Genomic DNA, 23,802 nt, shown 5'->3' with positions numbered 1-23,802 from the left:
TCCGATCCGAGAACGCATCGCGGTTGACGACGAGCGTGCCGCGCTCGCGGAGGTCGCCGAGGTTCGTCTTCAGCGCCGCCGGGTTCATGGCCACGAGCACGTCCGGCGCGTCCCCGGGCGTGAGTATGTCGTGGTCGGAGAAATGGATCTGGAAGCCGGAGACGCCGGGGAGCGAGCCGGCCGGCGCGCGGATCTCCGCGGGGAAGTCGGGCAGGGTCGAGAGGTCGTTCCCGAGGACGGCCGTCTCGCTCGCGAAGCGCCCGCCTGTGAGCTGCATCCCGTCACCGGAGTCGCCAGCGAAGCGGATGACTACCTTCTCCAGCTTCTGCGGACGGGCCGCGTTTTCGCCGGCGGCCGTGTCGTCACCATTGCCGTTCAATTCCACGTCCCCCTGCCCTTCGCGCTCCGTCAGGTGACGTCAGTTCGTGTCGCTGTCGGATGACGCGCCGTCGGGCTGACGTCCACCCGGTTTTTCTGTCACTGTCAGTACCGATTATTGCACTTCTCTTAGGCAGGGCTTTACCGGACGACCGCGTGTCCTGCACGTCGAGCGGCTAGAAACGTGCACTTCAATTGCGTGCCGATCGCCGCTGAGCGCCACTTTTGTGGTTTTCGTCACGTTTCGACGGCCGTCAATCCTAAGAAACGGGCTACTCACGAGTACGAGGCGCGGACGAACTTGACAGGTGTCCAGTCCTGACGCCGCTAGCTGCGATTACGCGAGCCGCGCCGACTCGACGTGCGGCCTCTTGTCGAGTTCGCGCGCGACGAGTTCGCTGGCCCGTTCGGCGGCCGCCACCGGGTCCGCCCCGGCCGCCCGGTTGGCGACGTAGCACGCCGTGAACATGTCACCGGCCCCGGTGGCCTGGACGCCCGTCACGCGCCACGCGGCGGGCACCCGGACGACCGAGCCGTCGGTGTAGATGTCACACCCCTCTGAGCCCAGCGTGACCAGGATCTCTGGGACGCCGAGCCGCTCCGCCGTCGCTGCGTCGAAGACGCCGTCGGCCACGATGACCGCCTCGTCCTCGGCCAATTTGAGGACGCTGATGTCGCGCAGCAGCGAGTGCGGATAGTGCCGATCCACGGTGAGGGGTCCGAGCTGGTCGGCGCGGACGAGACCCTGGCCGTCATAGGCCACCCGGTGTCCGCGCGCGGCAAGCAGGGCCAGGGTCTCCCCGGGAAAGTCGGCTCGCATCAGTGGCGCCAGGTGCACCCACGTGGTGGTGGGATCGGCGGCCTCGATCTCGGGGGTTCCCCAGATCGGCCCCAGTGCCGTGACCGCCATCGCGCGGTGGTCGACGTCGACGTAGTCCAGGCTGAAGCCCGCCGTGCGGTCGGAGTCGATGATTCTGACCAGCGGGCCGAAACGGTCCAGCACCACCTCGAACAACTGGTGATCCTCCGGAGCGCCCATGGCGACGATCTCACCGGCGCCGCCTGCGAACTCCAGGGCCACGCCCGCGAACGATGCGCACCCGCCGGGCGTGGGGGGTGCACCGTCGATGACATCGATTGCGAGGTTGCCGAGGACGGTCACACCGTTGACGAGCTGTGACCGCACCGATCGAATCTCCTGACATGTATCGGCGCGCCGAAGTCGCCGTGACGCGAAATGGTATCCGGCCTGGCTGTAAATCGACGACCCGAACGTCAGCCGGGCAGGTGAAGGGCGGTGAGGTCCTCCACGGGAACCCACGGATCGTCGATCCCGAACGCCTGCGGGCCCCACACGCGCAACGCCTCAGGTGTCCGCATGATCGCAGGCGTCGAGATGGCGACCACCCGCACACGCTGGCCGAATCGCAGCGCCTCGGTGGTGATGGCAGTGCACGACTCGAGATCGAGGACGGTGATCAGATCGGGGACGACGGCGACAACGCGGTCGCCACGTCGGGCGACGACGTTCTCGTTGCGGAACTCGATGGTGAGCAATTCGCCGTCGTCGAAGGGGGCAAGGGTGACCCGTCCCGCGGTGAACCCTCCGACGATGGAGCGCTCGACGTCGATGATCTTGCCCTCCAGCAGTGACGTCGCATATCCGTAGATGGATCCCTTCACGGCATCCACCAGTGCGGCGAAGGGGTCGGCATGTGCAGCGCGGGCCTCGCGGATCGCCCGCCCGATCCCGCTGGCCAGCGACAGGGTGTGCGGGATGCCGGTGCGCTTCAGGTCGGCGCCACTCATCGGGTACTCGGCGATGAACGAGGCACCCCCCATTTGAATGGTCACCGCGCGGGCGAAGGTCTCCATGCGGACGTTGTCCTCGCCCGTGTCGACAAGCACCGTGTGGCCCTTCTCGTCGGAGATCACCAGGGGCGATCCCGAAATGCCATACACCCCAAACGTTTCCATCTGAAGCTCGGGGAATGCGCGTCCCATGCCGTCGGCATCGACCACGGGAATGCCTGCCCGGGCGGCCACCAGGAGCGGGATCATGGAGTTCAGGCCGCCGCATTCCATCGGAACGGTCGCGTCGGCGGTCCTGCCCAGGTGTGCTTCGAGGGTTCTCAACGAGCCGACGGCCTCGTTGCCGTTCGCCAACTTCTCCACGACGACGCTGGGGGCGCCCATCATCGCGGTGGAGATGACGAAATCGTCGTCGTCGAGTTCCTCCGGGGCGATGATCTCGACGGTGAGACCCGTGTCGAGCGCCTGCTGCACCAGCAGCCGACCGACCAGGGGGTCGCCTCCGCCGCCCGTCCCCATGATCGCCGCCCCCGCCGCCATGTCGACGAGTTCCTGTTCGGTCAGCCGACGGCTCACGTGCGTACTCCTCGATCAGGTAGTGCGTTGGTCGCCGCGCTTCGCCCCATGGGGAGATCGCCGACCGCCTTCACCCGGACGCGGACGGCATTCCCCGGCAGGTAGGCCAGCGGCACCTCGTCGATCTCGACGATCTTGATCGACGAGGGCGCGGCGCCTGCCGCAATGGCCTTGTCGACCGCTTCCTGCTTGGCCGTGTCGAGCACCTGCTCGCGCTGGCCGGCCGGGACCCCGAAGATCCGGTCCACCTCGCCGCCGACCTGCGCGATGGCCGCTCCGATCGCATTCGCCACGGCGAAGTTCGCGGGACGATGAACCTCGCGGGCACCGGCCAATTCGGCGGGGACGAGAATCGATCCGCCGCCGACCGCCACGACGTCGACGGGATCGGTCGACGTCCGCATGCGGTCCACGGTGTTGGCCAGGATCAGCCGGATCTGCTCGAGTGCCGCATCGACTGTTCCGCCGGGGACGTCGGCCACCAGGGAGGCATCACCGATGTCCGCCAGTCCGGCGGCGACCGCGACGTCGGTTGCCGTCAGCGTCTGACCGCCGAACACCAGGGCTTCGGTGCCGATGCGATATCCCACGGAGTCGGGCCCGACCGTCACGCCATCGGCTCCTGCACGGACCCTGGACCCGCCGCCGAGTCCCACCGAAAGCACGTCGGGCATGCGGAAATTGGTGCGGATCCCCTCGACCTCGGTCTCCAGCGCGGCCTCCCGTGGATACCCGCTCTGCAGCATGCCGACGTCGGTCGTGGTGCCCCCGACGTCGACGACGACGCACTCGGTCAGCCCGGAGAGGAAGGCGGCGCCCCGCATCGAGTTGGTCGGACCGGAGGCGAATGTGTTGACCGGGTAGCGTCGGGTGAAGTCGAGGTCCATCACGGTGCCGTCGTTCTGCGAAACGAACAGCGGCGCAGCGATTCCCAAGTTCCGGATCGCCGATGTCAGTGCCGCGCTGATGTCACGGGCGAGGGCCCTCAGCGCCGCGTTGATGACTGCGGCGTTCTCGCGTTCGAGCAGTCCGAGCCGACCGATCTGATGCGACAGCGTCACCGGGACGTCTGGGTACTTCCGTGCGATGAGGTCCTCTGCGACGAGCTCGAATTCGGCGTTCACTGGCGAGTAGATGGACGAGATGGCGATGCTCTCGGCCCCGTTGGCCAACGCCTTGTCCACGGCGTCGAGCAGTTCGGTGGGGCGCAGGTCGCTGATCTTGCGCCCGTCGAACTCGTGGCCGCCGTGGACCATGAAGGCTTGCCCTGCGATGGCTGCAACGATGCGGGCGGGCCACCCGACCAATGGCGGCAGGCCAGCTCCGGCAGGCAGGCCGAGCCGGATGACCGCGGTTGGTGAGAGTCGTTGTGCCTCGACGAGGGCGTTGACGAAGTGCGTCGTGCCGATCATCACTGCGCTCGCGGCACTCACGTCCGCGCCGGACATCTCCCGAAGCCGGTCGACGGCGGCGGTGATCCCCGACGTGACGTCGGGGGTCGTCGTCGTCTTGGTGGCGGCCACGACAACGCCGTCGTCGAGGATCACCGCATCGGTGTTGGTGCCGCCGACGTCGATGCCGATGATCACGCAGCGGCTCCCAGTCGCGTCGGTTGTATCGAAAGCGGTTTGAGCAGACCGACTTTCGCGAAAATCAGGTAGAGCACCGTGGCCACCACCAGCGAGTTCAGCGACGGTATGCCCCATGCGACGAAGTGCCCGACCAGCGCGGCGACCGCCCACACCACCAAGGTGCCGATGATCAGCGTGGGTTCGCGGGCCGGCAGGTTCGGTCCGGAGCGTTCGAGTTCGGCACGCCAGGTCCGCACCAGGAAGTACTCCGTGGCCATGATGCCTGCGATCGGTGGAATGACGACACCCAGGATGGTGAGGAAGTCGATGAAGTGGCCGAGGATGCCCAGTGCCGCGAGGACCGAACCGACTGCCCCGACCAGGATGGTGACGACGCGGCGGTTCACCACGACCCCGAAGGACGTCTCCAGCGCGTTCACGATGCCCAACGTCGACGAGTAGAGGTTCCAGTCGTTGATCTTCAAGGTCCCCGAGATGATGATCAGGGTGCCGACGAATCCCGATGAGCTGGTGACGATGTCGACGACGCTATCGGTGCGCAGCGCGTGGGCGAGCAGCACCCCGGCCACGCACATCACCAACTCGCCGAGGGTCACGCCGAGCACGGTCTGCTTCACGACGTCCTTGGCGCTTCGGTTGAAGCGGGTCATGTCGGGGGTGGTCACCATGCCGACGATGAAGCCGCCTGCGACGAGGGTCGCGCCCGCGCCGAGGGACAGAACTGGGCCCGCAGGCTGGCCCGACGCCAACTCGCCGACGTCGTACTCGGTCAGTTTGGCGATGACGAGGTAACCCGCGAGCAGAATGAACGCGGGAACGGTGACGTAGGCGACCCACGCCATCGACCCGAACCCGTAGACGACGATCGCGGTGACGGCCAGCCCGAAGAGCAGCGACCACATCCAGAGCGGACCCACCGGGATGATGGTCTTCAGGCTCTCGGCCGACACGGCGGTCTGCACGCCGAACCAGCCGGTCAGACTCAGCGCGACCACGATGCCGATCAGGCCCGATCCCCACCGGCCGAACCCCGTCCAGCGGGCGATCACCGACGTCGAAAGGCCCTCGCGCTGCCCGATGATGCCGGTGAAGACACCGACGATCTCGAGGATGACCGCGCCAAGCAGGACCGCCAGCATCGCATTGGTGAACGTCATGCCGAAGCCGAGGGCTGCGCCCAGCATGAACTGCGACAGGCACGACAACTGACCGAATCGTTGGATGCACACGCTGAACCAGTGATATCGCGCCGACGCAGGCACCCGTGACAGCGCGTAGTCGTCACCGTGTTCGGACGCCGGGACGGCGACGGTCGGGTCGCCCGCATTTCTGGTGGCCATGATTCCTCCGTGCAGCGCGTGATGGGTCGCTTGCAGGTGCACGCTACGGAGCCGAGGCAGTGCAGTCAGTGGGCACACTGCACACCTGGCCCGCAGCGTTGAGTGCGGTTCGGGCACCGAAGGTTACCGCCCGTGACGTGCGTGTTTCGCACTCAGAGCGCACGGCAGGCGATGCGAAGGGCCAGTCGGGTGTCGTCGTCGTCCAGGTCCACTCCCAACAGGGACTGGATGCGAGCCAGTCGCTTGATCACCGAGTTGCGGTGCACCCCGAGACGCCTCGCGGTGGCGGACGTCGAGCACTCCGAGAGCAGGTAGACGTTGAGGGTGCCCAGCAGTGCGCCGTCCGCGGCGTCGCGGAGCGGTTGCAGCAGCAGTTCGGCCCGCTGGCGCGCCTGCTCGTCGGTGACGGCGGCAAGGAGGTACTGGCGCGGGTTGGAATCGTTGGAGGTCTCCACGGCACGACGGCCTGCGGTGTGCCCGGCGATGCGGCTCAATCGAGCTGCCTCGTCGATGGCGCGTACCAGTCCGGAGAGCCCGTATTCCGCCCCCGCCACGCCCGCGGCGATCCGATGCTCGGACAGCTCGGCGACGATCTGGCGAACGTCGTTGCTGCGCAACGTGATCTGAGCTCGCGTCGGCCGGTCCGGCGAGCTGATCCACCACACCCAGCCGTCCGCGAGCGGCACCGCGGGCACGGTGAGGCCGGTGGCGACCAGAGCGTTCTGCAGCGCGGTGAGCATCAGCGAGCGGTCGGCGCGGGGGTCCTCGGGGCGCACGACGGCCGCCAGGTGAAAGCCCTCGAGCTGCCATCCGAGCGCGACCGCCTGTTCGGCGCGGGATCCGTCGAGGGATCCCGTGCTCAGCAGATGGGCCAGCAGCGCACCCTGGCCCGCCTGGTCCCATGCGGCGGTCAGCGACGAGCGCGCGGCCCATGCGCTCAGTCGCACGACGCCCAGTTCGGCGACCGCCCGGATGGTCTCGACGTACGTCGCGGCCACCCCGACGGGCGCGTGCACGGCGCACGTGAGCCGCGAACCGGAGTCCCTGCCGGGCGGCGTCGATGCGAAGACGACCGTTCCGTACTCGCCGTCAACGCGGCCCGACGTCGCGTTCGCGATCCGCACGCCGGCAGGTGGCTCGGCGCCTGCCAGCAGGATTCCCGACGGTCCCAGCACGCTGGCCGGATGCCCGACGACGTCGGATACGACGCGCGTCACGCGGGACGGGGTGTCCGCCCCTGCCAGCCGCGCCGCCGCTGCCGCGCACTTCAGACCACGCTCGACCACGGGGTGCCGCAGATGCAGCCGGACGGCGAGTGCGGACTCGGAGCGGTCGGCCGTCACGCGCACTAGCGGGATGCCGAACCGATCGGCAAGCCACTGCGTGGACACCAGCACGTCGTGGTCGACGAACACGGCCGCGGCCTCACGCTGGGCGAGGCCCGCGAGCGCCAGTTCGGTGCCAAGGCTGTCGGTGGAGGTCAGGAAGACCACGCTTCCCGGCGCGACGAGGCGCGCATCGTCGGGCGCCACGACGTGCGCGTCGCGGGCAGGCCTGTCGAGACCCGTTGCGCCGCCAAGCACCTCGGCCCCGGCGAGATCGGGAAGGCACAGCACACCACGCACGGTGGGACGTCCCGGGTCAGACACCGGTGATCCCGAAGGCCGCCGGTGTGACCTTGTCCTCGAAGCCCGGTTCCGACCACCGCGGCGGGGCGGGCAGCGCGACGACGTCGACCTCGGTCCCCACCGCAAGCACCGACTCGGCCTGCAGCGGGCGGCCGTCGCGGGTGCGTACCAGACAGATGATCTCCGGTGTGCGGGCGGCGATCTCACCGTCGACGATGGCAAGCAGGAACTCGTTGCGCGCCTCGACGCGCACGACGGACCCATTGCCCGACTCCCTGAGCACGATCGAGCCGATGCCGCCGTCGCGGATCGTTCGCCAGCGGGCGTCCGCGATGCGTCCGGTCGCGACGCGGCGGGCATCGTGCTGGTCGACCAGAGCGTCGACCACCTCGGCCGGACGGGACCGTTCGACGGTCCGCCCCAGTTCGAGGGCTCGACGGATCGAGCCAGGTATTCCCGCCGTGCGCAGCCGGGAGACGGGCATCGGGTAGCCCGCAAATGCGCACCAACCGCCCATCTCGACCGCGGCGGCGCGGATGAACTTCTCGGCAGTGCGGCCTCGAATGTCTTCGTAGAGCATTGATCTGCCGTAGCTGTCGGTGCACACGAACGGTGCGATCGAGACACCTGCCACGTCATAGGTGGTCTGGTCGAGCCACGACAGCGCCCTGCCCATTCCGTCGCAGTCGACGACGGGTAGCGCGCCTGCGGCGGCCACCACCAGCGCGGCGAAGATGTTGGCACCGGCGCTCTCGTAGTTGCCAACGCATGCGCGCGCGCCGGGGTATTCCCGAAGCACCCGATCGACGGCCCTGGCGAACTCGGACCCCTCCGGTGAGCGCTCGTGGAACGCCAACAGGGACCCGACGAGCCCGGTACTGACGGACAGCGTGTCGTCGGGCAGGTCGTCGACGTCGTGGATCGGGATCGAGGTCCGTTCGCCGAAGGCGTGAACGGCCAACGCCCTGAACCAGTACGGCTGCCCGCCGCCACCCGAGCCCAATAGCGATGCACCGGCGGCAAGGGTGTCCAGATCATCACGGCCGAGCTGCCACATCGCGTTTCCTAGCGTCGGGTGATTCCACGGCGACCTCCACCAGGGTATTGCCCGGGCGCAGCCACCGCGCGCGGTGCTAGGCCGGCAGGTTGTACGGGGTGATCACCTGAATCGGCGTCGGGCGCGCGGCCTCGGCGGGCAGGGCGCCGTGGCGTTGCAGGATCAGCCGCATCGCGAGGCGTGCGTCGGCCCGCAGGTCGTTGTGGAGCACGACGGAGATCCTCCCGTCGCGCAGCAGCCTGCGGTTGTCGACGTCGAGATCGTGGGCTATGAAAACTCGGCAGGCGCGGCCCAATCGCTCGAAGGCGGCCACCGTCGCGGTGTTGCCGCCACCCGCCGAGTACACCGCCTCGACCGACGGATGGCGTTCGAGGGCGGCGAGTACCAATCCCTCGTTGATCTCGTCGATGCCGTCGCTGTCACTCACCTCGACGACCTCGCGACCCGAGCCGCGCAGCGCCGACCTGAATCCCACCTCGCGTTCGCCTTCGCCCCGAAACACCGTGCCGCTCAGGGTGATCAGGACACCCGATGGCGACGAACCCAACCACTGGTCCATCAGATACGCGGCCGTCACGCCTGCACCGTGGTTGTCGATCCCGACGTACGCGTGTCGCGCACTGTTCGGGACGTCGGTCGAGTACGTCACCACGGGGACGCCCGCGGCGACCAGGGCGTCGACGGCCTCGGCGACCTCCGGCGCATCCGGAGCCTTGAGGATCACGCCGTGGCTGCCGCGGATCCGGGACAGCACGGCGACGGTCTGGTCGGTCGAACCGGACTCCCAGAGATGGAAGCGGGCCCGCAGCATCGCCGGGGCGAACGCGGGCAGTTCGGCCTCGACCGCGGCCCGGAAGGCATCGGAGAACCGCTGCGGTGTCTGCATCACGACGTCGAGTAGGAAGCGGCGGCCATTCAGCCGGAGCTGAGCACGCTGCTTGTCGAGATCCGCGATGGCCTGAGCCACCTCGGCGCGGGTGTTCTCGCGCACGCCGGGCCGGTCGTTGAGGACGCGGTCGACGGTCGCCTCGGAAAGCCCTGACTGCTGCGCGATCTCGCGGACTTTGTAGCGGTGCGGCATGTCGCGACCTCCTCCCGGGACTACGGATACCCATTGCTTGATGGGTTTTTGATTGATTTTTGCTGTTGATTGCGGCGCGGGTCACAACAAGACTAATGGGCATGCCAACGACGACAACCCATCACGGTGCGTGGATCGAGGCGACGGACTGCGATCTCGACGACTTCCGCGCCCTCGTCTCCACCGACACCGATCCCACCGACTACCCGCATGCGGCCGACGTCCGCCACGGCGTGCTCGTCTACTCCGCCGAGACACTGGCAGGCGCCGACCGACGTGCCCTGCAGACCGAGCTGATCCGCGCGCTCGCCGAAGGCCCTGGGGTCGTCGTGCTCGAGGGCGCCTTCGACGCCGCCGTCGTCGACCGCGCCAGCGCCGCCTTCACCGCGCTCATCGAGGTGCAGCGCGCCGAGGGCGCCACCGCGGGTGACCACTTCGGCAAGGCGGGCGCCAACGACCGCATCTGGAACGCCGCGCAGAAGCTCGCACTGCACGATCCCGAGGTCTTCGCCGAGTACTACGCCAACGACGCTCTCGCCGTCGTGTGCGAGGCGTGGCTGGGCCCGCGCTACCAGGTCACGTCACAGGTCAACGTCGTCAATCCCGGTGGCGCCCCGCAGGTTCCGCACCGCGACTACCACCTCGGCTTCGTCGATGCCGACCAGCTGTCGGCGTATCCCGCGCACATGCATCGCATGTCGGCGGTCCTGACCCTGCAGGGTGCGGTCGCGCACTGCGACATGCCGCTGGAGAGCGGGCCGACCATGCTGCTGCCCCACTCGCAGAAGTTCCCTGGCGGCTACATCGCGTTCTATCAGCAGGAATTCATCGACCACTTCGCCGCCCACCAGGTGCAGGTGCCGCTGCGCAAGGGCGACGCGGTGTTCTTCAACCCCGCGCTCATGCATGGGGCCGGTGCCAACACCTCGACCGGCATCCGCCGGATGGCCAACCTGCTGCAGATCTCGTCACCGTTCGGTCGGGCGATGGAGGCGATGGACCGCACCGCCATGGTGCGCGCCATCTACCCGGCCCTCTTGGAGATGAAGGCCGCCGGACGGTCCGATCGCGAGCTCCGCAATGCGGTGAACGCGACCGCCGAAGGCTACGCGTTCCCCACCAACCTCGATCGCGACCAACCGATCGGCAGCCTCGCGCCGCCAAGTCAGGTCGACACCGTGCTGGCCGCCCTGGCCGAGCAGCACACCCCAGAAGCACTCGACGCCACCCTCGCGCAGCAGACGACAAGGAGAATTCCATGACCACCCTCGGCGTAATCGGATTGGGCCGCATCGGCGCCTTCCACACCGAAACCCTCAGCAACCTCGACGGCATCGACGGGCTGGTGATCACCGACGAGCGCGGTGACGTGGCCGAGGCCGTCGCCGCCAAGCACGGCGCCACGTACGTCGCGACGGTGGACGAGCTGCTGTCCTCCGGCGTCGACGGGGTCGTCGTGGCCGCCGCGACGCCGGCCCACGCGGAGCTGACGCTAGCCGCCGTCGCGCGTGGCATTCCGACCTTCTGCGAGAAGCCGATTGCCTCGACGGCAGCTGAGAGCGCCCGCGTCGCCGAGGTGATCCTCGCCTCCGGCGTGCCGGTCCAGGTCGGCTACCAGCGGCGGTACGACGCGGCCTTCGCCGCAGCCAAGCGGGCGGTCGACGACGGCTCGGTCGGGACCATCCACACCGTGCGCAGCACCACGATGGATCCGGCTCCCCCACCGCTGGACTACATCAAGGGCTCGGGCGGCATCTTCCGGGACTGCGCCGTGCACGATTTCGACATCATCAACTGGATCACCGGGCAGCGCGCCGTCGAGGTATACGCGACCGGCACCGTGCAGGGTGATCCGCTGTTCGCCGAGTACGGCGACGTCGACACCGCCGCGGTGATCGTGAAGTTCGACGGCGGAGCCCTCGGCGTGGTGTCCAACGCCCGCTACAACGCCCGCGGCTACGACTGCCGACTGGAGATCCACGGCTTCGACGACAGCGTCGCCGCCGGCTGGGATCAGGGCGTTCCCCTGCGAAATACGGACCCCCACTTCGGATCTCCGGAGGACTTCCCGACCGGGCCGTCGCACGGGTTCTTCATGGACCGCTTCACCGAGGCGTTCCGCACGGAGCTGGCCGCGTTCGTCGAGGTGACCAAGGGTGGCCCGGTCCTCGGCGCGACGGTCGCCGACGCCGTCGAGGTCGCCTGGCTGGCCGAGGCGGCCACCGAGTCGCTGCGCCGGGGTACCCCCGTCACGATCGCCGAGGTGCGCAACTCGTGAGTGGAATCAAGATCGCCGGAGCCCCGATCTCGTGGGGCGTCTGCGAGGTGCCCGGCTGGGGCTACCAGCTGGACCGCGAGCGGGTGCTGACCGAGATGCGCGGATCAGGGCTTACCGCAACGGAACTCGGCCCAGAGGGGTTCCTTCCGACCGATACCGATGAGCTGAAGGCGGTGCTGCGCGACAAGGATCTCGCGTGTGTCGGAGGCTTCGTACCAGTCGTGCTGTTCGACCGCGACCACGACCCCGTCCAGGATCTCGCCGGGCCGTTGGAGTCGTTGGTGGCCGCCGGCGCCGGAGTGGTCGTGCTCGCCGCCGCCACCGGGTCGGACGGCTACGACACGCGTCCGGTGCTCGACGAGGACCAGTGGTCCACGTTGCTGACCAACCTCGACCGGCTGGCCGCCATCGTGGCGGACCGCGGACTGCTGGCGGTGCTGCACCCGCACGTCGGCACGATCGTCGAGACCAGGGCCGACGTCGACCGGGTGTTGGCGGGTTCCTCGATCCCGCTCTGCCTGGACACGGGGCACCTGCTCATCGGCGGCACCGACCCCCTGGAGTTGGCGAAGGCCGTACCCAATCGCATCGCTCACACCCACCTCAAGGACGTCGACGCCGCGCTCGCCACGCGGGTGCAGTCCGGTGAGCTGACCTACACCGAAGCCGTGTCGGCGGGCATGTACACCCCGCTCGGCAGTGGCGACGTCGACATCGCAGGTATCGTCTCGGTGTTGCGGAACAACAATTTCGACGGTTGGTTCGTCCTCGAGCAGGACACCATCCTCGCCGACGAACCGGAGGACGAAGGCCCGGTGCGCGACGTGCTGGCCAGTGTGGCGTACCTGCGTGAGGTGACCGCGTGACTTTCCCGCCTGGAGCGAAAAGGGACAACGCATGGTCTTGAGAATTGGCGTGCTCGGCGCGTCGCGGATCGCCGAGGAGGCGATCGTCGGACCCGCAGCCGACCTCGGTCACCGTTTGGTGGCCGTGGCGGCGCGGGACCGCTCGCGCGCGGCGTCCTTCGCCGAGAAGTATGGCGTGGAGCGAGTGTTGGACGACTACCAGGCGGTGATCGACGACGCGCACGTCGACGTGATCTACAACCCGCTGGCCAATTCGCTGCACGCTCCATGGAACCTCGCCGCGATCGCGGCGGGGAAGCCGGTATTGAGCGAGAAGCCCTTTGCGCGTGATGAATCCGAGGCGAGGAAGGTAGCCGAAGCTGCCGACTCGGCGGGCGTGACCGTCATGGAGGGCTTTCACTACTTCTTCCACCCAGTCACCAGACGCGCGTTCGAGTTGGCAGGCGACGGCACCATCGGAGCGGTGACGCGGATCGAAGTTCGAATGGCGATGCCGAGTCCCGGCGAAGACGATCCGCGCTGGCGCCTCGACCTCGCTGGCGGGGCGCTGATGGACCTCGGCTGCTACGGCTTGCACGTGATGCGGTCCATCGGCGCCATCGGCATGGCGGGCGTCGAGGGCGCGCCGTCGATCACGGGTGCCCGCGCCGAGCAGCGCACCCCTGGCGTGGACGCGTGGTGCGACGTCGACCTCGGCTTCCCCGGCGGCGCCACCGGTCTGGCGACGCATTCCATGGTGGGCGAGGGCTATTCGTTCACGGTTCGCATCGTGGGCACGGCGGGCGAGCTGCTGGTGCACGACTTCGTCAAGCCGAACAAGGACGACCGTCTGACGATCACCACGGCCGCCGGTACCGTCGTCGAAAACCTCGGAACCCGGCCGTCATACACGTATCAGTTGGAGGCGTTCGCCGCCCACGTGGAGCACGGTGCCTCGTTGCCGTTCGGTACGGCCGACGCAGTGGCCAACATGGCCATCGTCGATGACGCGTACCGGGCGGCGGGGATGCAGCCGCGCTGAACCGGATCGGCGAACCCGGGGCCGCCCTTTGTGGTCAACGTGAGCGAAACAGTCGACGGCACTTGGACAGAGACGTCTACTGGGACGGATTCGTGCGTTCGTTCGCACCGTGTTCATCCCGCGCCGCGCCTCCGGAGGGTCCCCTCGCATGTTCAGCCGCCTCGTTCGCCTCGCCCTGGTCTCGGCATTGGCCGCGACCGCCGTCGCCTGCAGCAGCTCCGACGGCAACGATGCCGGCGCGGGCGGTTACACGTTGCGCATCGGCGCCACTTCCCCCACCGGGACGCCCGCGGGTTCGTTGGGCTGGGGTGACCGTCAGGGCATCCTCACCGAGCAGCTGAAGGCCGCGGGCGTCGACAAGATCGAGTACTCGTTCTTCCAATCCGGCAGCGACGTCGCGTCGGCGCTGTTCGCCAACGCGATCGACGTCGCCGCGATCGGTGACAACCCGGGGTTGCGTGCCCGCAGTCGTGATCCGAAAGTCGTGCTCCTAGCCCTGGATTCGATCAACGGCGACGCGTGGATCGTCGGCGCCAAGGGTGGGCCGACCGACATCCGGGGGTTGGTGGGCAAGTCCATCACCGCCCCAGCCGGCACCATCCGCGATCGCGCGGCCCGACAGCTCATCGACGCGGCGGGGCTCACCGGTCAGATCGAAGTGCGTGACGTGCCGACCCCAGAATCCATCGCGGGCCTGAGCGCCGGTCAGATCGACGCCACCGTGGTGACCGGTGCCAGCGCCTTCGAACTGCGGGAGCAGGGGTTCCCGATCATCGACAGCCTCTCCCAGCACGGTTTCGGCAGCACCGGGACCAACATCGCGTTGTCGCCGTTCACCGACCAGCACCCGGACTTCCGCGCCGCCTGGCAGAAGGCCGTCACCGCGGTCAACACCGACATCAGGGACCACTTCGACGACTACCTGGCCTGGGTCGCCGAGACCGACGGGTCGAAGCTCGACCTCGTCAAGGAGGCCACCAGCCCCGACGAGTTCAACACCGAGCCGTTCCCTGCTGTGGGCGTCGACCAGCTGGTAGCCGCCTACGACTTCCTCAACGCCGACGGTTCGCTGGACGCCGAATATTCGGTGCGGGACTGGGTCGAGGCCTCCGCGTGACCTCCGCCGCTGCCCCCGTCCACACCGGGACGGCCGAACCCGACCTGATCGACGTCGTCGCGGGACAACGCCGACGACGTGGGTTGTGGTCCCGCATTCCACGGCCCATCCGCCGGATGATGGGCCCGGTCATCATCCTCGCGGCGTGGACGATCGGCTCGACCACCGGCCTGCTCAACACCGACCTCTTCCCGCCGCCTGCGGAGGTGGCCAGTACCGCGTGGCGGCTGCTCAGCGACGGTCAACTCGCCACGCACGTGGGCGCTTCGCTGACGCGGGTGCTGACGGGCACCGTGCTCGGCGTGCTCATCGGCGTGCTGCTGGCGATTCTCGCCGGCCTCACCCGCACGGGTGAGGACCTGCTGGACTGGACGATGCAGATCCTCAAGGCCGTGCCGAACTTTGCGCTGACCCCGCTGCTGATCATCTGGATGGGCATCGGCGAAGGACCGAAGATCGTCCTGATCACCACGGGCGTCGCCATCGCGATCTACATCAACACCTATTCGGGCATCCGCGGTGTCGACCAGCAGTTGATCGAGATGGCGCAGACGCTCAACGCCCGGCGATCCACGCTGATCACCCAGGTGATCCTGCCGGGGGCCATGCCGAACTTCCTGATCGGCCTTCGGCTGGGATTGTCCAGCGCATGGCTCAGCCTGATCTTCGCGGAGATGATCAACACCACCAAGGGCATCGGGTACCTGATGTCGCGCGCGCAGACGAATCTGCAGTTCGACGTCTCGCTGCTGGTGATCGTCATCTACGCGATCGCAGGACTGCTGTCCTACACGTTGGTACGGGTGCTGGAGCGTCTACTTCTGTCGTGGCGCAACGGGTTCGACGGCCTGGGCGGCGCGCAATGAGCACACCCGTCGTCCAGATCCGCGGGCTGGGTCGCGCCTTCGGCCCGCAGAAGGTCCTCGACGGAGTGGAGCTCGACATCGCCGACGGCGAGTTCGTGGCCATGCTGGGACGTTCGGGCTCGGGGAAGAGCACCCTGTTGCGCGTGCTCGCCGGACTCGACAACCAGGTGACGGGCTCGGTGGTCGCGCCCCGCTCCCGGGCCGTGGTCTTCCAGAACCCGCGGCTACTGCCGTGGCGGCGGGCCCTGGCGAACGTGGCGTTCGCGCTGCGCGACGGCGGCCCAGATGCCCCCAGTCGCACGTCTCGTGCCGTGGCCGCGCTCCGCGAGGTCGGCCTCGCGGACAAGGCTCGGGCCTGGCCGCTCTCGCTGTCCGGCGGTGAGGCACAACGGGTTGCGCTGGCGCGGGCGCTGGTGCGGGAGCCCGACCTTCTGCTGCTCGATGAACCGTTCGGAGCTCTCGATGCACTGACCCGGCTGAAGATGTACCGACTGCTGCACGACCTCTGGTCCCGCAGGCACATGGCCGTGCTGCACGTCACTCACGACGTCGACGAGGCGATCCTGTTGGCCGACCGGGTCGTGGTGCTGTCCGACGGCCGGATCTCGCTGGATCGGCGTGTGGACCTGCCGTTCCCGCGCAGCCGCTCGGACAACGGTTTCGACGAGTTGCGTCACACCCTGCTGGCCGAACTGGGCGTCAAGGAGGAAGTCGGCCATGACCGATCCCGCTGATGCCGGCGCCATGGTCACCGACGGCATGGTCACCGACGTCCTGGTCATCGGCGGGGGTCCGGCGGCCACGTGGGCCGCGATCTCGGCCGTCGAGTCCGGAAGCCGAGTCACGTTGGTGGACAAGGGGTACTGCGGCACCAGTGGCGCGACGGCCGCGGGCGGCAACAACCTGTGGCTGACCCCGCCAGGCCCACGCCGGGAGGAGTCCATCCGCGAACGGGAGGGCGCCGCGGGCGGGCTCACCGATGCCGAGTGGATGCGCCGGGTGTCGAGCACCTCGTGGGATCGGATCGAACAGCTCGCACAGTGGGGCTACCCGTTCCCGGTGGGTGCCGACGGGCGCCCGATGCGCAGCAGCCTGCAGGGCCCCGAGTACATGCGCCGGATGCGCCGCAAGGCCCACCGCAGCGGCGTCCGCATCCTGGACCACCACCCGGCCATGGAGTTGACCACGGACGGCGACGGTACGGTCAACGGCGCCACCGGCATCGCCCGTCAGGACGGTGGCAGGCCGTGGCGGATCACCGCGGGTGCGGTGGTATTGGCCAGTGGGGGCACCGCCTTCCTGTCGGGCACCTTCGGCACCAACGTCAACACCGGCGACGGACTGCTGATGGCCGCGGAATCCGGCGCGGACCTCTCCGGCATGGAGTTCTGTACCGCGTACGCCCTGGCCCCCGAATGGGGCACCCACACCAAGGGCAGGATGCTGCAGTGGGGCAGCTTCTACGACGAGCACGGCCAACCGCTGGCCACCCGTCCCGGGCTCAGCGGACGCCAGGACGCGCAGTGGGCCCTTGCCCACGGACAGCGCGTGTTCGCACGGCTCGACCGCGCGCCGGAACACGCCAGGCAGACGATGCGCGACGCCCAACCGAACTACTTCCTGCCGCTCGACAAGGCCGGCATCGACCCATTCGTGACCGCCTATCCCGTCCGAATGGTCTATGAGGGGTCGGTTCGCGGCACCGGCGGTCTGCGCTTGACCGAACCTGACTGTGCGACAACGGTTCCGGGGCTGTATGCCGCTGGCGACGTCGCGACCAGGGAGCTCGTCACCGGTTCCATCAGCGGAGGCGGCAGCCACAACGGGTCCTGGGCCATCGCGTCGGGCACCTTTGCCGGACGTGGGGCCTCGGAGTTCAGCTTGCGCCGCGCGGCCGGGCCTGCAGCCGTGCGCGAGCGAGTGGGCATCAGGCCGGGTTCCCACGACGCTCCGACCGTCGACGAGGTGGTCAGGGCAGCTCAGCAGCACGTCCTTCCGCCGCAGCGCAGCTACTTGAAGTCGGAGAAGAGGCTGGTGGAGTCGAGCGCCGCGCTCGAAGACCTGTGGCGCGAGATTGCCGGCGGACTCGCTCCGGTGGCCGCACGCGATGCCTACAAGACCCGCCAGGCGGTGGCGCTGGTGGCAGCCGCCCGGTGGATCACGGCCTCCTCGCTGGAGCGCAAGGAGAGCCGCGGCCTACATCGGCGCGAGGACCTGCGTGGCGAGGATCACCGCTACGGGCATCGCATTCTGGTCGGTGGACTCGACGAGGTATGGACGGCGCCCGATCCGGTGCTACCGCAGCTCATCTCCTCTGAAGCGGTCGCATGATCGAGATCGTCAGCGCCACAGCGTGCATAGCCTGCGACGTCTGCGTGAAGGTCTGCCCCACCGACGTCTTCGACCGGGGGGCCGATGGCGTGCCGGTGATCGCTCGACAGTCGGACTGCCAGACGTGCTTCATGTGTGAGGCCTACTGCCCCACCGACGCGCTGTACGTCTCACCGGTGTCGACGCCCGTCGAGCCAGGCAGCCCGCATGCCGACGAGAACGCGGTTTCCGAGCACGGCCTCTTCGGTGGGTACCGTGAGCTGATCGGCTGGGGCCGGGGCCGCACCTCGGGCCAGCTGCGCGACGAAAACGCCACTCTCAAGGCGGTCCCGCCGCTGCAGGAGTCCCGCCTGCCTGCTCCGGCGCCCATCGCCGACCAGCCCTGGAGTCGCTGAGTCCTCCCTGACCGCGTCGATCAGGGCCGGCGCCTGCCTCGCCGGATGCCCCGCGGCGAGCGAACCGACGGGGTTTCCAGTGGGCGGGTGGCGGCCCGTTCGTGCCAGCGCAAGCGCAGGAGCAGGACCCGACGGTGCGCGCCGAAGGGGATGGCAAACGGGTCACGCCAGGCCGGCGTGCGCGCCGAGGCTTCGCGATCGATGTTCACGTGACGATTGTGCCGCGGATTCGTGAATACGGCTCGGTGACGCGCGCCACCAGCACCTTAACTTCCCTCGTCGCTTTGCTCGCCTAGACGTCGAGTCGCTTAACGGACGACGAACTTCGGTGTCGGCGTCGAGGATCGTGTTTTCGATGCGTGGGCGACGAGTCCGCGTGAAAGTCTTGCCCGGGGGTGAGCACGACGGACGACCGCCTTACTCTTACCGAACCTAGAACGATCTAGTAGCAGGAGTGTCACATGCCCGATCAGCAGCGCACCGCACCAACGGCATCCGCCGATCCGCTGATCGCCGACCCCGGCGCGGCCGCCCACTTTGCCCTCCAGATCGGCTCGGCGGCAGCAGAATCCGTGCGCAGCGAGTCGGCCGTCACCCCGACGGGCACGGTGCGCTCTTGAGCGCCTTCGAGCTCTCGGTCAGCGCCGAGATGGTGTTCACCGACCTCCCCATCGTCGAACGGGTGCGGCGGATCCACGATCTTGGCTTCGGGGCCGAGATCTGGAGCTGGCACGACAAGGACCTCGACGCGCTGGCCGCGACCGGGGCGAAGTTCACCTCGATGACGGGCTACCTGCACGGTGACCTGATCGACCCCGAGACGGCGAGCGAGGTGGTTCGCACTGCCGAGCTCAGCATCAAAGCCGCTGAGGCGCTGGGTGTTACGCGGCTGAACCTTCATACCGCCGAGCTGGTCGACGGCCTGCCAGCACGACCGCGCCTTCGTGCGACCGGGACGATGTGGGCCACGGCCCTGAAGACACTCGAACGCTTGGGTGAGCTCGGCGCATCCTCCGGCGTGACGTTCTGCGTGGAGAACCTCAACACCATCGTCGACCACCCTGGGGTGCCGCTGGCCCGCGCGAAGGACGTCCTGGCCCTGATCGAGGGTGTCGCGCATCCGAACGTCAAGATGATGCTCGACCTATACCACGCGCAGATCGGCGAGGGAAACCTGATCGAACTGGTGCGCCGCAGCGGCACTGCCATCGGCGAGATCCAGGTTGCTGACGTGCCGGGTCGGTGCCAGCCGGGGACCGGCGAGATCTACTATCCGGCCGTGGCAAAGGCGCTGGCCGACATGGGTTATCGGGGAACCGTCGGCCTCGAGGGCTACGCCTCGGGTGACGACGTGGCTGCGCTGGAGGCCTTCCGCTCGGCCTTCACGGTCTAGTTGGCGAATCGCTGCGCGAGTCGCTCCAGCGTCGTGGTGATGCCGTCGCCGTTCTTCTTGTCGTAGCCAAGGGCCGTGATCATCAGCGGCACCTTCGCGGTGCTGTAGTCGAACGTCTCGGTCACCGCGGTGACCGTGGTGTCGCCGGGCGTCGCCTCCGTCAGGTCCCAGCGCCAGCGGTGGCCCAACGGATGCTGCCACTCGATGACCTTGCCGTCCTCGACCTCGGTGACGGTCGAGGTGATCTTGTACGGCACCCCGAACTGCTTCATGCCGACGGTGAACTTGTCGCCAACCGCAAGGTGATGGGGACCCTTCACGTCGACGTCACGCACGGTGCCGGAGCCGTCGAGCTCCGGGTGACGGTGCGGATCTGCGACGATCGCGAAGATCTCCGACGCCGACGCCTTGACCAGGACGCGCCTGGCAACTCGCTTTTGACCTGCGTCGACCTTCGATACCGTGGATATGCTCATCTGCGCACCTTACCCAAGCGCCTACGGCTTGAACCGTCCCGCGAACCCGCGCAGGGGAACGTCGGCGCTCGTCAGCAGGCCAGGGGGCGCCGCGACGACCGACCGGATCGCGTCAAGCGCGGACGCGCGGCACCCCGTCCACCAGGCCCTGGTACTTGAGGTAGTTGCCGCCGAGCGAACCCTTCGGCAGCGTGTACCAGCCCAGGTCGCGTCGGACTGACCAACGCGATCGTCACGTACCTTCAGGCCCCCAGGGAACGTTGATCCCCGATCGGCGCGCCCGTCGTTCCACGCACCACCAGCTGCGGGACGAGAACGGAGGACGCAGGCTCCGTGCGGCCACCGTCCAACCGTTCGACGACGGCCTCGACGGCGCGGTTGGCCTGCTCGCGGGGCGCCTGACTCACCGAGGTGAGATCGATGTGGCCGAGTCGAGCCAATGCGCTGTCGTCGTAGCCGGTGATGGACACCGCTCCCGGCACGTCCAGTCCCGCCCGCCGGAGCGCGTCGAGCACCCCAACGGCACTGCGGTCGTTGGCGCAGACGATGGCGCTCGGAAGGCGATCGGCGGTCAGGAGGACCTTGGCCGCGTCGACCCCGGCGTTCTCGGTGAAGTCGCCGTCGATGAACTCGACGTGCTCGTCGAGGCCGTTGCGACGCATGGCCTTCAGATAGCCCTTGCGGCGATCCGCCGAGATCGAACCGGGCCCACCGGTGACGTGCACGATGCGCCGGTGCCCCAGCTCGACGAGATGGTCCACCACCAGACCGATGCCACGCGCGTCCGCGGCGCGCACCACGTCGAGAGCAGTCGAGGTCACCCGCCGACCGACGACGACCGTGGGAACCTGCCGCCCCATCTGAGTGAGCGCTGCGGTCTCCGACTCTGGTCCGAGCAGAATGACGCCCTCACAACGGAAGTCGAGGAGCGTGTCGATGACCTTGGCCTCGCCGTGGGTGGCGGTGACCGCTCCGAGGACGACTTCGTACCCCGCCCGGTCGGCCGCCTCCACGATGTCCTCGACCATCTCGGCATGGAAGCTGTTGCGGATGTCGGTCATCACGCCGATCAGGTGTGATCGGCGCGCCGTCATCAGCGCGGCGGTGCGGTTGACCCGGTAGCCGAGCTCCTCGGCAGCTGCGAACACCCGCGCCCTGGTCTCCTCGCTCGGCCCGGGCGCCTTGCGGATCACCAGGGAGACCAGCGCCTTGGACACGCCGACCTTGTCCGCGATGTCCTGCATGGTCGGTCGTTCGCGGTTGTTCTCCACCGGGTCTCCTCGTCGTCCGCAGGGGGATTGACAGAACCCTGTGACGAGCCCCATAGTATCAACTTAGACCGGTCAAATAGACCGGAACAAGACCGACCCAATCAGGGAGCATTGATGACCGACTCAATCGGCGTAGCCGTCATCGGCGGCGGCATGGCCGGCCGCGCCCACGCTGCCGGATACCGCAACGCCACAACGCTGTTCGGTACCGACCGGCCCGACGTTCGGCTGGTCGCCATCGCCGACATGAACGAGTCGGTCGCCAACGACACCGCCAAGCGCTACGGCTATGAGCGCGCGGAATACTCGTGGCAGGCCATCGCCGAGGCGCCCGACATCGACGCCGTGAGCGTCGTGGTCGCCAATCACCTGCACCGCGAGATCGTGGAGGGCCTGCTCGCCGCAGGCAAGCACGTGCTGTGCGAGAAGCCCCTCGCCGGTTCGCTGGCCGACGCCGAGGCCATGGTGGCTGCCGCCCAGAACTCCGACAAGGTGACGGCCGTCGGTTACACCTATCGCCGCTCCCCCGCCGTCGAGATGATCCGCCGCGAGCTAGCCGCGGGCACCCTCGGCGAGCTGGTGCACTTCAACGGCCACTACTGGTGCGACTACGCACTGGACCCCACCTCGCCGATCACCTGGCGCTACCGGGGCGGGCCCGGTACCGGAGCGCTGGCCGACGTCGGCAGCCACCTTCTCGATCTCGCGGAGTTCATCTGCGGACCCATCGTCGAGGTGAGCGGCGCGGCGTTCGCCACCATCGTCAAGGAGCGTCCCGTTCCCGTCGGCGTCACCTACGGTCACACCAAGGGTGCCGTCAGCGACGAGCTCGCACCGGTGGACAACGAGGACGTCGCGACCTTCACGGCGCGGTTCGAGAACGGCGCGGTCGGAACGTTCTCCGCATCGCGGGTCGCACACAACCTGCCCGACGGACTCGGCTTCGAGCTGTTCGCCTCCAAGGGTTCTGCGGCATGGGACCTTCACCGCGCCAGTGAATTTCAGATCTCGGCCGACGACGTCCGCAGCGAGCTCGGGGGCCCGCGACGCGTCCTGATCGGGCCAGACCATCCCTACATTCGCGGCGGCCTGCCGATGGATGCGGGCGGCGTGGGCCACGGCGTCGCCGACCTGTTCAACTATCAGACCCGCGCCTTCTTGGATCAGGTCGCGGCCCGGTCGAGCGAAGGCACCGCGGGCGACCTGGGCCCGTTGCCGGGCTTCGAAGTCGGCCTGCACGGCCTGCGGGTCGTCGCTGCGATCACCGAGTCGGCCAACGGCGGCGGTCTCGCCGTCAAGGTCATCTAGCCCCTCCCCACCAAATCCGAAGGGACACAATCTCAATGAAACTCGGCCTCTACAACGCCATCCTCCACGACCGGCCGCTGCCCGAAGCCATTGCGGCGATCGCCGACGTAGGTCTGACCGGCATCGAGATCAACACCGGAGGATTCCTGCCTCCGGTCCACGTGCCGACCTTCGACGACATCCTGGTCAGTGACACCGCGCGCGACGACTACCTCGGCATCTTCGAGGGCACGGGGGTGTCCATCGCCGGGTTGAACTGCAACGGCAACCCCTTGCATCCCAACCCGGACATCGGTTCGAAGCACGCCGAGGACATCCGCCGTTCGATCCGTCTCGCCGAGCGACTCGGCCAGCATCGCGTCGTCACCATGTCGGGTCTGCCCGGGGGCGAATCCTCTGCCACGCGCACCAACTGGATCGTGAACGCCTGGAACTCAGCCGCGCTCGACGTTCTCGACTACCAGTGGGCGATCGCCGCGGACTTCTGGCGGGAGACCGACAAGCTCGCCCGTGATAGCGACGTCAAGGTCGCCCTGGAACTACACCCTCAGAACATCGTGTTCAACAGCGCGACGATTCATCAGCTCGTCGAGCTCGCAGGCACCACCCACATCGGTGTGGAACTCGACGCGTCGCACTTGTTCTGGCAGCAGATGGATCCCGTCACCGTGGTGCGCCACCTCGGCGAGCTAGTGGTTCACGCGGCGGCCAAGGACGTCCGCGTCAATCCCGAATACGCTGCGCTGAACGGTGTGCTGGACAACAGCTTCCGTCGACTGGCACCCGAGGAGCCCCGCACCAACCTCGGCGGCGACGAGTGGGCCAACGAGTGGCCCAAGGAGTCCGCGTGGGACTTCGTCGCGCTCGGCAAGGGCCACGACACCGCCTACTGGACCGAATTCCTGCGCGCCCTGCACGAGGTCGACCCGGACATGCTGGTCAACATCGAGCACGAGGACACCGAGCTGGGGCGCATCGAAGGGATCGCGGTGGCGGCGGAGGTGCTCAAGGCCGCG

At 68.2% G+C, this 23,802-nt stretch carries 24 protein-coding genes and 1 pseudogene; 13 read left to right on the top strand and 12 right to left on the bottom strand.

Features of this window, described 5'->3' with window-relative positions:
* From ABW137_RS02925 to ABW137_RS02890, 8 genes are all read right to left on the bottom strand, one after another.
* Window positions 1–385, bottom strand: a 385-nt coding sequence (locus tag ABW137_RS02925) for a 2-oxoacid:acceptor oxidoreductase family protein (RefSeq protein WP_526396709.1), incomplete at its 3' end; no start/stop codon positions are given.
* Between the two features lie 330 nt (window positions 386–715).
* Window positions 716–1,540: a PfkB family carbohydrate kinase gene (locus ABW137_RS02920; protein WP_526396713.1), complete on the bottom strand. Its 825-nt coding sequence runs from the start codon at window positions 1,538–1,540 to the stop codon at window positions 716–718.
* Window positions 1,541–1,653: 113 nt separating this feature from the next.
* Window positions 1,654–2,766, bottom strand: a complete 1,113-nt coding sequence (locus ABW137_RS02915; RefSeq protein WP_526396707.1) for an S-methyl thiohydantoin desulfurase family protein — start codon at window positions 2,764–2,766, stop codon at window positions 1,654–1,656.
* The gene (locus ABW137_RS02910; RefSeq protein ID WP_526396705.1) at window positions 2,763–4,355 is read right to left on the bottom strand and encodes a hydantoinase/oxoprolinase family protein; all 1,593 of its coding nucleotides are present in this window, start codon (window positions 4,353–4,355) and stop codon (window positions 2,763–2,765) included. The genes ABW137_RS02915 and ABW137_RS02910 overlap by 4 nt, the downstream gene beginning before the upstream one ends.
* Window positions 4,352–5,698 (bottom strand): purine-cytosine permease family protein, encoded by a 1,347-nt coding sequence (locus ABW137_RS02905; RefSeq protein ID WP_526396703.1) that lies wholly within the window; start codon window positions 5,696–5,698, stop codon window positions 4,352–4,354. Before ABW137_RS02905 ends, ABW137_RS02910 begins: the two co-directional genes overlap by 4 nt.
* A 152-nt stretch (window positions 5,699–5,850) precedes the next feature.
* A complete protein-coding gene (locus ABW137_RS02900) occupies window positions 5,851–7,347 on the bottom strand; it encodes a PucR family transcriptional regulator (protein ID WP_526396701.1) in 1,497 nt (498 codons plus the stop codon).
* The gene (locus ABW137_RS02895; protein WP_526396699.1) at window positions 7,340–8,383 is read right to left on the bottom strand and encodes an S-methyl thiohydantoin desulfurase family protein; all 1,044 of its coding nucleotides are present in this window, start codon (window positions 8,381–8,383) and stop codon (window positions 7,340–7,342) included. Before ABW137_RS02895 ends, ABW137_RS02900 begins: the two co-directional genes overlap by 8 nt.
* 76 nt (window positions 8,384–8,459) lie before the next feature.
* Entirely contained in the window at window positions 8,460–9,464 is a 1,005-nt protein-coding gene (locus tag ABW137_RS02890) for a LacI family DNA-binding transcriptional regulator (RefSeq protein ID WP_526396697.1), read from the bottom strand.
* 95 nt (window positions 9,465–9,559) lie between these two features.
* Between ABW137_RS02890 and ABW137_RS02885 the strand changes: the two genes are divergently transcribed.
* The 9 genes from ABW137_RS02885 (at window position 9,560) to ABW137_RS02845 (ending at window position 18,338) form a co-directional block, all read left to right on the top strand.
* Window positions 9,560–10,726 (top strand): phytanoyl-CoA dioxygenase family protein, encoded by a 1,167-nt coding sequence (locus ABW137_RS02885; RefSeq protein WP_526396695.1) that lies wholly within the window; start codon window positions 9,560–9,562, stop codon window positions 10,724–10,726.
* The gene (locus ABW137_RS02880) at window positions 10,723–11,742 is read left to right on the top strand and encodes a Gfo/Idh/MocA family protein (RefSeq protein WP_526396693.1); all 1,020 of its coding nucleotides are present in this window, start codon (window positions 10,723–10,725) and stop codon (window positions 11,740–11,742) included. Before ABW137_RS02885 ends, ABW137_RS02880 begins: the two co-directional genes overlap by 4 nt.
* Window positions 11,739–12,608 (top strand): sugar phosphate isomerase/epimerase family protein, encoded by an 870-nt coding sequence (locus ABW137_RS02875; RefSeq protein ID WP_526396691.1) that lies wholly within the window; start codon window positions 11,739–11,741, stop codon window positions 12,606–12,608. The genes ABW137_RS02880 and ABW137_RS02875 overlap by 4 nt, the downstream gene beginning before the upstream one ends.
* A 31-nt stretch (window positions 12,609–12,639) precedes the next feature.
* Window positions 12,640–13,629: a Gfo/Idh/MocA family protein gene (locus ABW137_RS02870; protein ID WP_526396689.1), complete on the top strand. Its 990-nt coding sequence runs from the start codon at window positions 12,640–12,642 to the stop codon at window positions 13,627–13,629.
* Between the two features lie 148 nt (window positions 13,630–13,777).
* Window positions 13,778–14,746 (top strand): ABC transporter substrate-binding protein, encoded by a 969-nt coding sequence (locus tag ABW137_RS02865; RefSeq protein ID WP_526396687.1) that lies wholly within the window; start codon window positions 13,778–13,780, stop codon window positions 14,744–14,746.
* Window positions 14,743–15,612 (top strand): ABC transporter permease, encoded by an 870-nt coding sequence (locus ABW137_RS02860; protein ID WP_526396685.1) that lies wholly within the window; start codon window positions 14,743–14,745, stop codon window positions 15,610–15,612. The genes ABW137_RS02865 and ABW137_RS02860 overlap by 4 nt, the downstream gene beginning before the upstream one ends.
* Window positions 15,609–16,346, top strand: a complete 738-nt coding sequence (locus ABW137_RS02855; protein ID WP_526396683.1) for an ABC transporter ATP-binding protein — start codon at window positions 15,609–15,611, stop codon at window positions 16,344–16,346. The genes ABW137_RS02860 and ABW137_RS02855 overlap by 4 nt, the downstream gene beginning before the upstream one ends.
* A complete protein-coding gene (locus tag ABW137_RS02850; RefSeq protein WP_526396681.1) occupies window positions 16,330–17,943 on the top strand; it encodes an FAD-binding protein in 1,614 nt (537 codons plus the stop codon). The genes ABW137_RS02855 and ABW137_RS02850 overlap by 17 nt, the downstream gene beginning before the upstream one ends.
* A complete protein-coding gene (locus ABW137_RS02845; RefSeq protein ID WP_526396679.1) occupies window positions 17,940–18,338 on the top strand; it encodes a 4Fe-4S binding protein in 399 nt (132 codons plus the stop codon). Before ABW137_RS02850 ends, ABW137_RS02845 begins: the two co-directional genes overlap by 4 nt.
* A 20-nt stretch (window positions 18,339–18,358) precedes the next feature.
* Here the strand turns inward: ABW137_RS02845 and ABW137_RS02840 are convergent, their stop codons facing one another.
* A complete protein-coding gene (locus ABW137_RS02840) occupies window positions 18,359–18,547 on the bottom strand; it encodes a hypothetical protein (protein ID WP_526396677.1) in 189 nt (62 codons plus the stop codon).
* 252 nt (window positions 18,548–18,799) lie between these two features.
* Between ABW137_RS02840 and ABW137_RS02835 the strand changes: the two genes are divergently transcribed.
* Both ABW137_RS02835 and ABW137_RS02830 read left to right on the top strand, forming a co-directional pair.
* The gene (locus ABW137_RS02835) at window positions 18,800–18,958 is read left to right on the top strand and encodes a hypothetical protein (RefSeq protein WP_526396675.1); all 159 of its coding nucleotides are present in this window, start codon (window positions 18,800–18,802) and stop codon (window positions 18,956–18,958) included.
* A complete protein-coding gene (locus ABW137_RS02830; RefSeq protein WP_526396673.1) occupies window positions 18,955–19,731 on the top strand; it encodes a TIM barrel protein in 777 nt (258 codons plus the stop codon). The genes ABW137_RS02835 and ABW137_RS02830 overlap by 4 nt, the downstream gene beginning before the upstream one ends.
* Here the strand turns inward: ABW137_RS02830 and ABW137_RS02825 are convergent.
* The 3 genes and pseudogenes from ABW137_RS02825 to ABW137_RS02815 form a co-directional block, all read right to left on the bottom strand.
* On the bottom strand, window positions 19,728–20,207 hold the full coding sequence (locus ABW137_RS02825; protein WP_526396671.1) for an SRPBCC family protein: 480 nt from the start codon (window positions 20,205–20,207) through the stop codon (window positions 19,728–19,730). The genes ABW137_RS02830 and ABW137_RS02825 overlap by 4 nt on opposite strands.
* Before the next feature lie 21 nt (window positions 20,208–20,228).
* A pseudogene (locus ABW137_RS02820) lies at window positions 20,229–20,415 on the bottom strand (hypothetical protein); the annotation flags it as partial.
* Window positions 20,416–20,449: 34 nt separating this feature from the next.
* On the bottom strand, window positions 20,450–21,451 hold the full coding sequence (locus ABW137_RS02815) for a LacI family DNA-binding transcriptional regulator (RefSeq protein WP_526396711.1): 1,002 nt from the start codon (window positions 21,449–21,451) through the stop codon (window positions 20,450–20,452).
* A 138-nt stretch (window positions 21,452–21,589) separates the two neighbouring features.
* On the opposite strand from ABW137_RS02815, the gene ABW137_RS02810 reads away from it, so the two are divergent.
* Both ABW137_RS02810 and ABW137_RS02805 read left to right on the top strand, forming a co-directional pair.
* Window positions 21,590–22,786 (top strand): Gfo/Idh/MocA family protein, encoded by a 1,197-nt coding sequence (locus ABW137_RS02810; RefSeq protein WP_526396669.1) that lies wholly within the window; start codon window positions 21,590–21,592, stop codon window positions 22,784–22,786.
* Window positions 22,787–22,821: 35 nt separating this feature from the next.
* Window positions 22,822–23,802: sugar phosphate isomerase/epimerase family protein (locus tag ABW137_RS02805; protein ID WP_526396667.1), on the top strand; the 981-nt coding region annotated here is incomplete at its 3' end.

The sequence above is a fragment of the Mycobacterium sp. genome (genome assembly GCF_040509115.1).
Taxonomy (GTDB): domain Bacteria; phylum Actinomycetota; class Actinomycetes; order Mycobacteriales; family Mycobacteriaceae; genus Mycobacterium.
This window is presented reverse-complemented; position numbering and strand designations above follow the sequence as displayed.

Excerpts from the sequence above, each read along its gene's own strand:
- ABW137_RS02825 (WP_526396671.1), bottom strand. The coding sequence starts at position 20,207 with ATGAGCATATCCACGGTATCGAAGGTCGACGCAGGTCAAAAGCGAGTT.
- ABW137_RS02890 (WP_526396697.1), bottom strand. The coding sequence starts at position 9,464 with ATGCCGCACCGCTACAAAGTCCGCGAGATCGCGCAGCAGTCAGGGCTT.
- ABW137_RS02895 (WP_526396699.1), bottom strand. The coding sequence starts at position 8,383 with ATGTGGCAGCTCGGCCGTGATGATCTGGACACCCTTGCCGCCGGTGCA.
- ABW137_RS02850 (WP_526396681.1), top strand. The coding sequence starts at position 16,330 with ATGACCGATCCCGCTGATGCCGGCGCCATGGTCACCGACGGCATGGTC.
- ABW137_RS02905 (WP_526396703.1), bottom strand. The coding sequence starts at position 5,698 with ATGGCCACCAGAAATGCGGGCGACCCGACCGTCGCCGTCCCGGCGTCC.
- ABW137_RS02835 (WP_526396675.1), top strand. The coding sequence starts at position 18,800 with ATGCCCGATCAGCAGCGCACCGCACCAACGGCATCCGCCGATCCGCTG.
- ABW137_RS02855 (WP_526396683.1), top strand. The coding sequence starts at position 15,609 with ATGAGCACACCCGTCGTCCAGATCCGCGGGCTGGGTCGCGCCTTCGGC.
- ABW137_RS02885 (WP_526396695.1), top strand. The coding sequence starts at position 9,560 with ATGGGCATGCCAACGACGACAACCCATCACGGTGCGTGGATCGAGGCG.
- ABW137_RS02880 (WP_526396693.1), top strand. The coding sequence starts at position 10,723 with ATGACCACCCTCGGCGTAATCGGATTGGGCCGCATCGGCGCCTTCCAC.
- ABW137_RS02870 (WP_526396689.1), top strand. The coding sequence starts at position 12,640 with ATGGTCTTGAGAATTGGCGTGCTCGGCGCGTCGCGGATCGCCGAGGAG.
- ABW137_RS02845 (WP_526396679.1), top strand. The coding sequence starts at position 17,940 with ATGATCGAGATCGTCAGCGCCACAGCGTGCATAGCCTGCGACGTCTGC.
- ABW137_RS02865 (WP_526396687.1), top strand. The coding sequence starts at position 13,778 with ATGTTCAGCCGCCTCGTTCGCCTCGCCCTGGTCTCGGCATTGGCCGCG.
- ABW137_RS02815 (WP_526396711.1), bottom strand. The coding sequence starts at position 21,451 with ATGCAGGACATCGCGGACAAGGTCGGCGTGTCCAAGGCGCTGGTCTCC.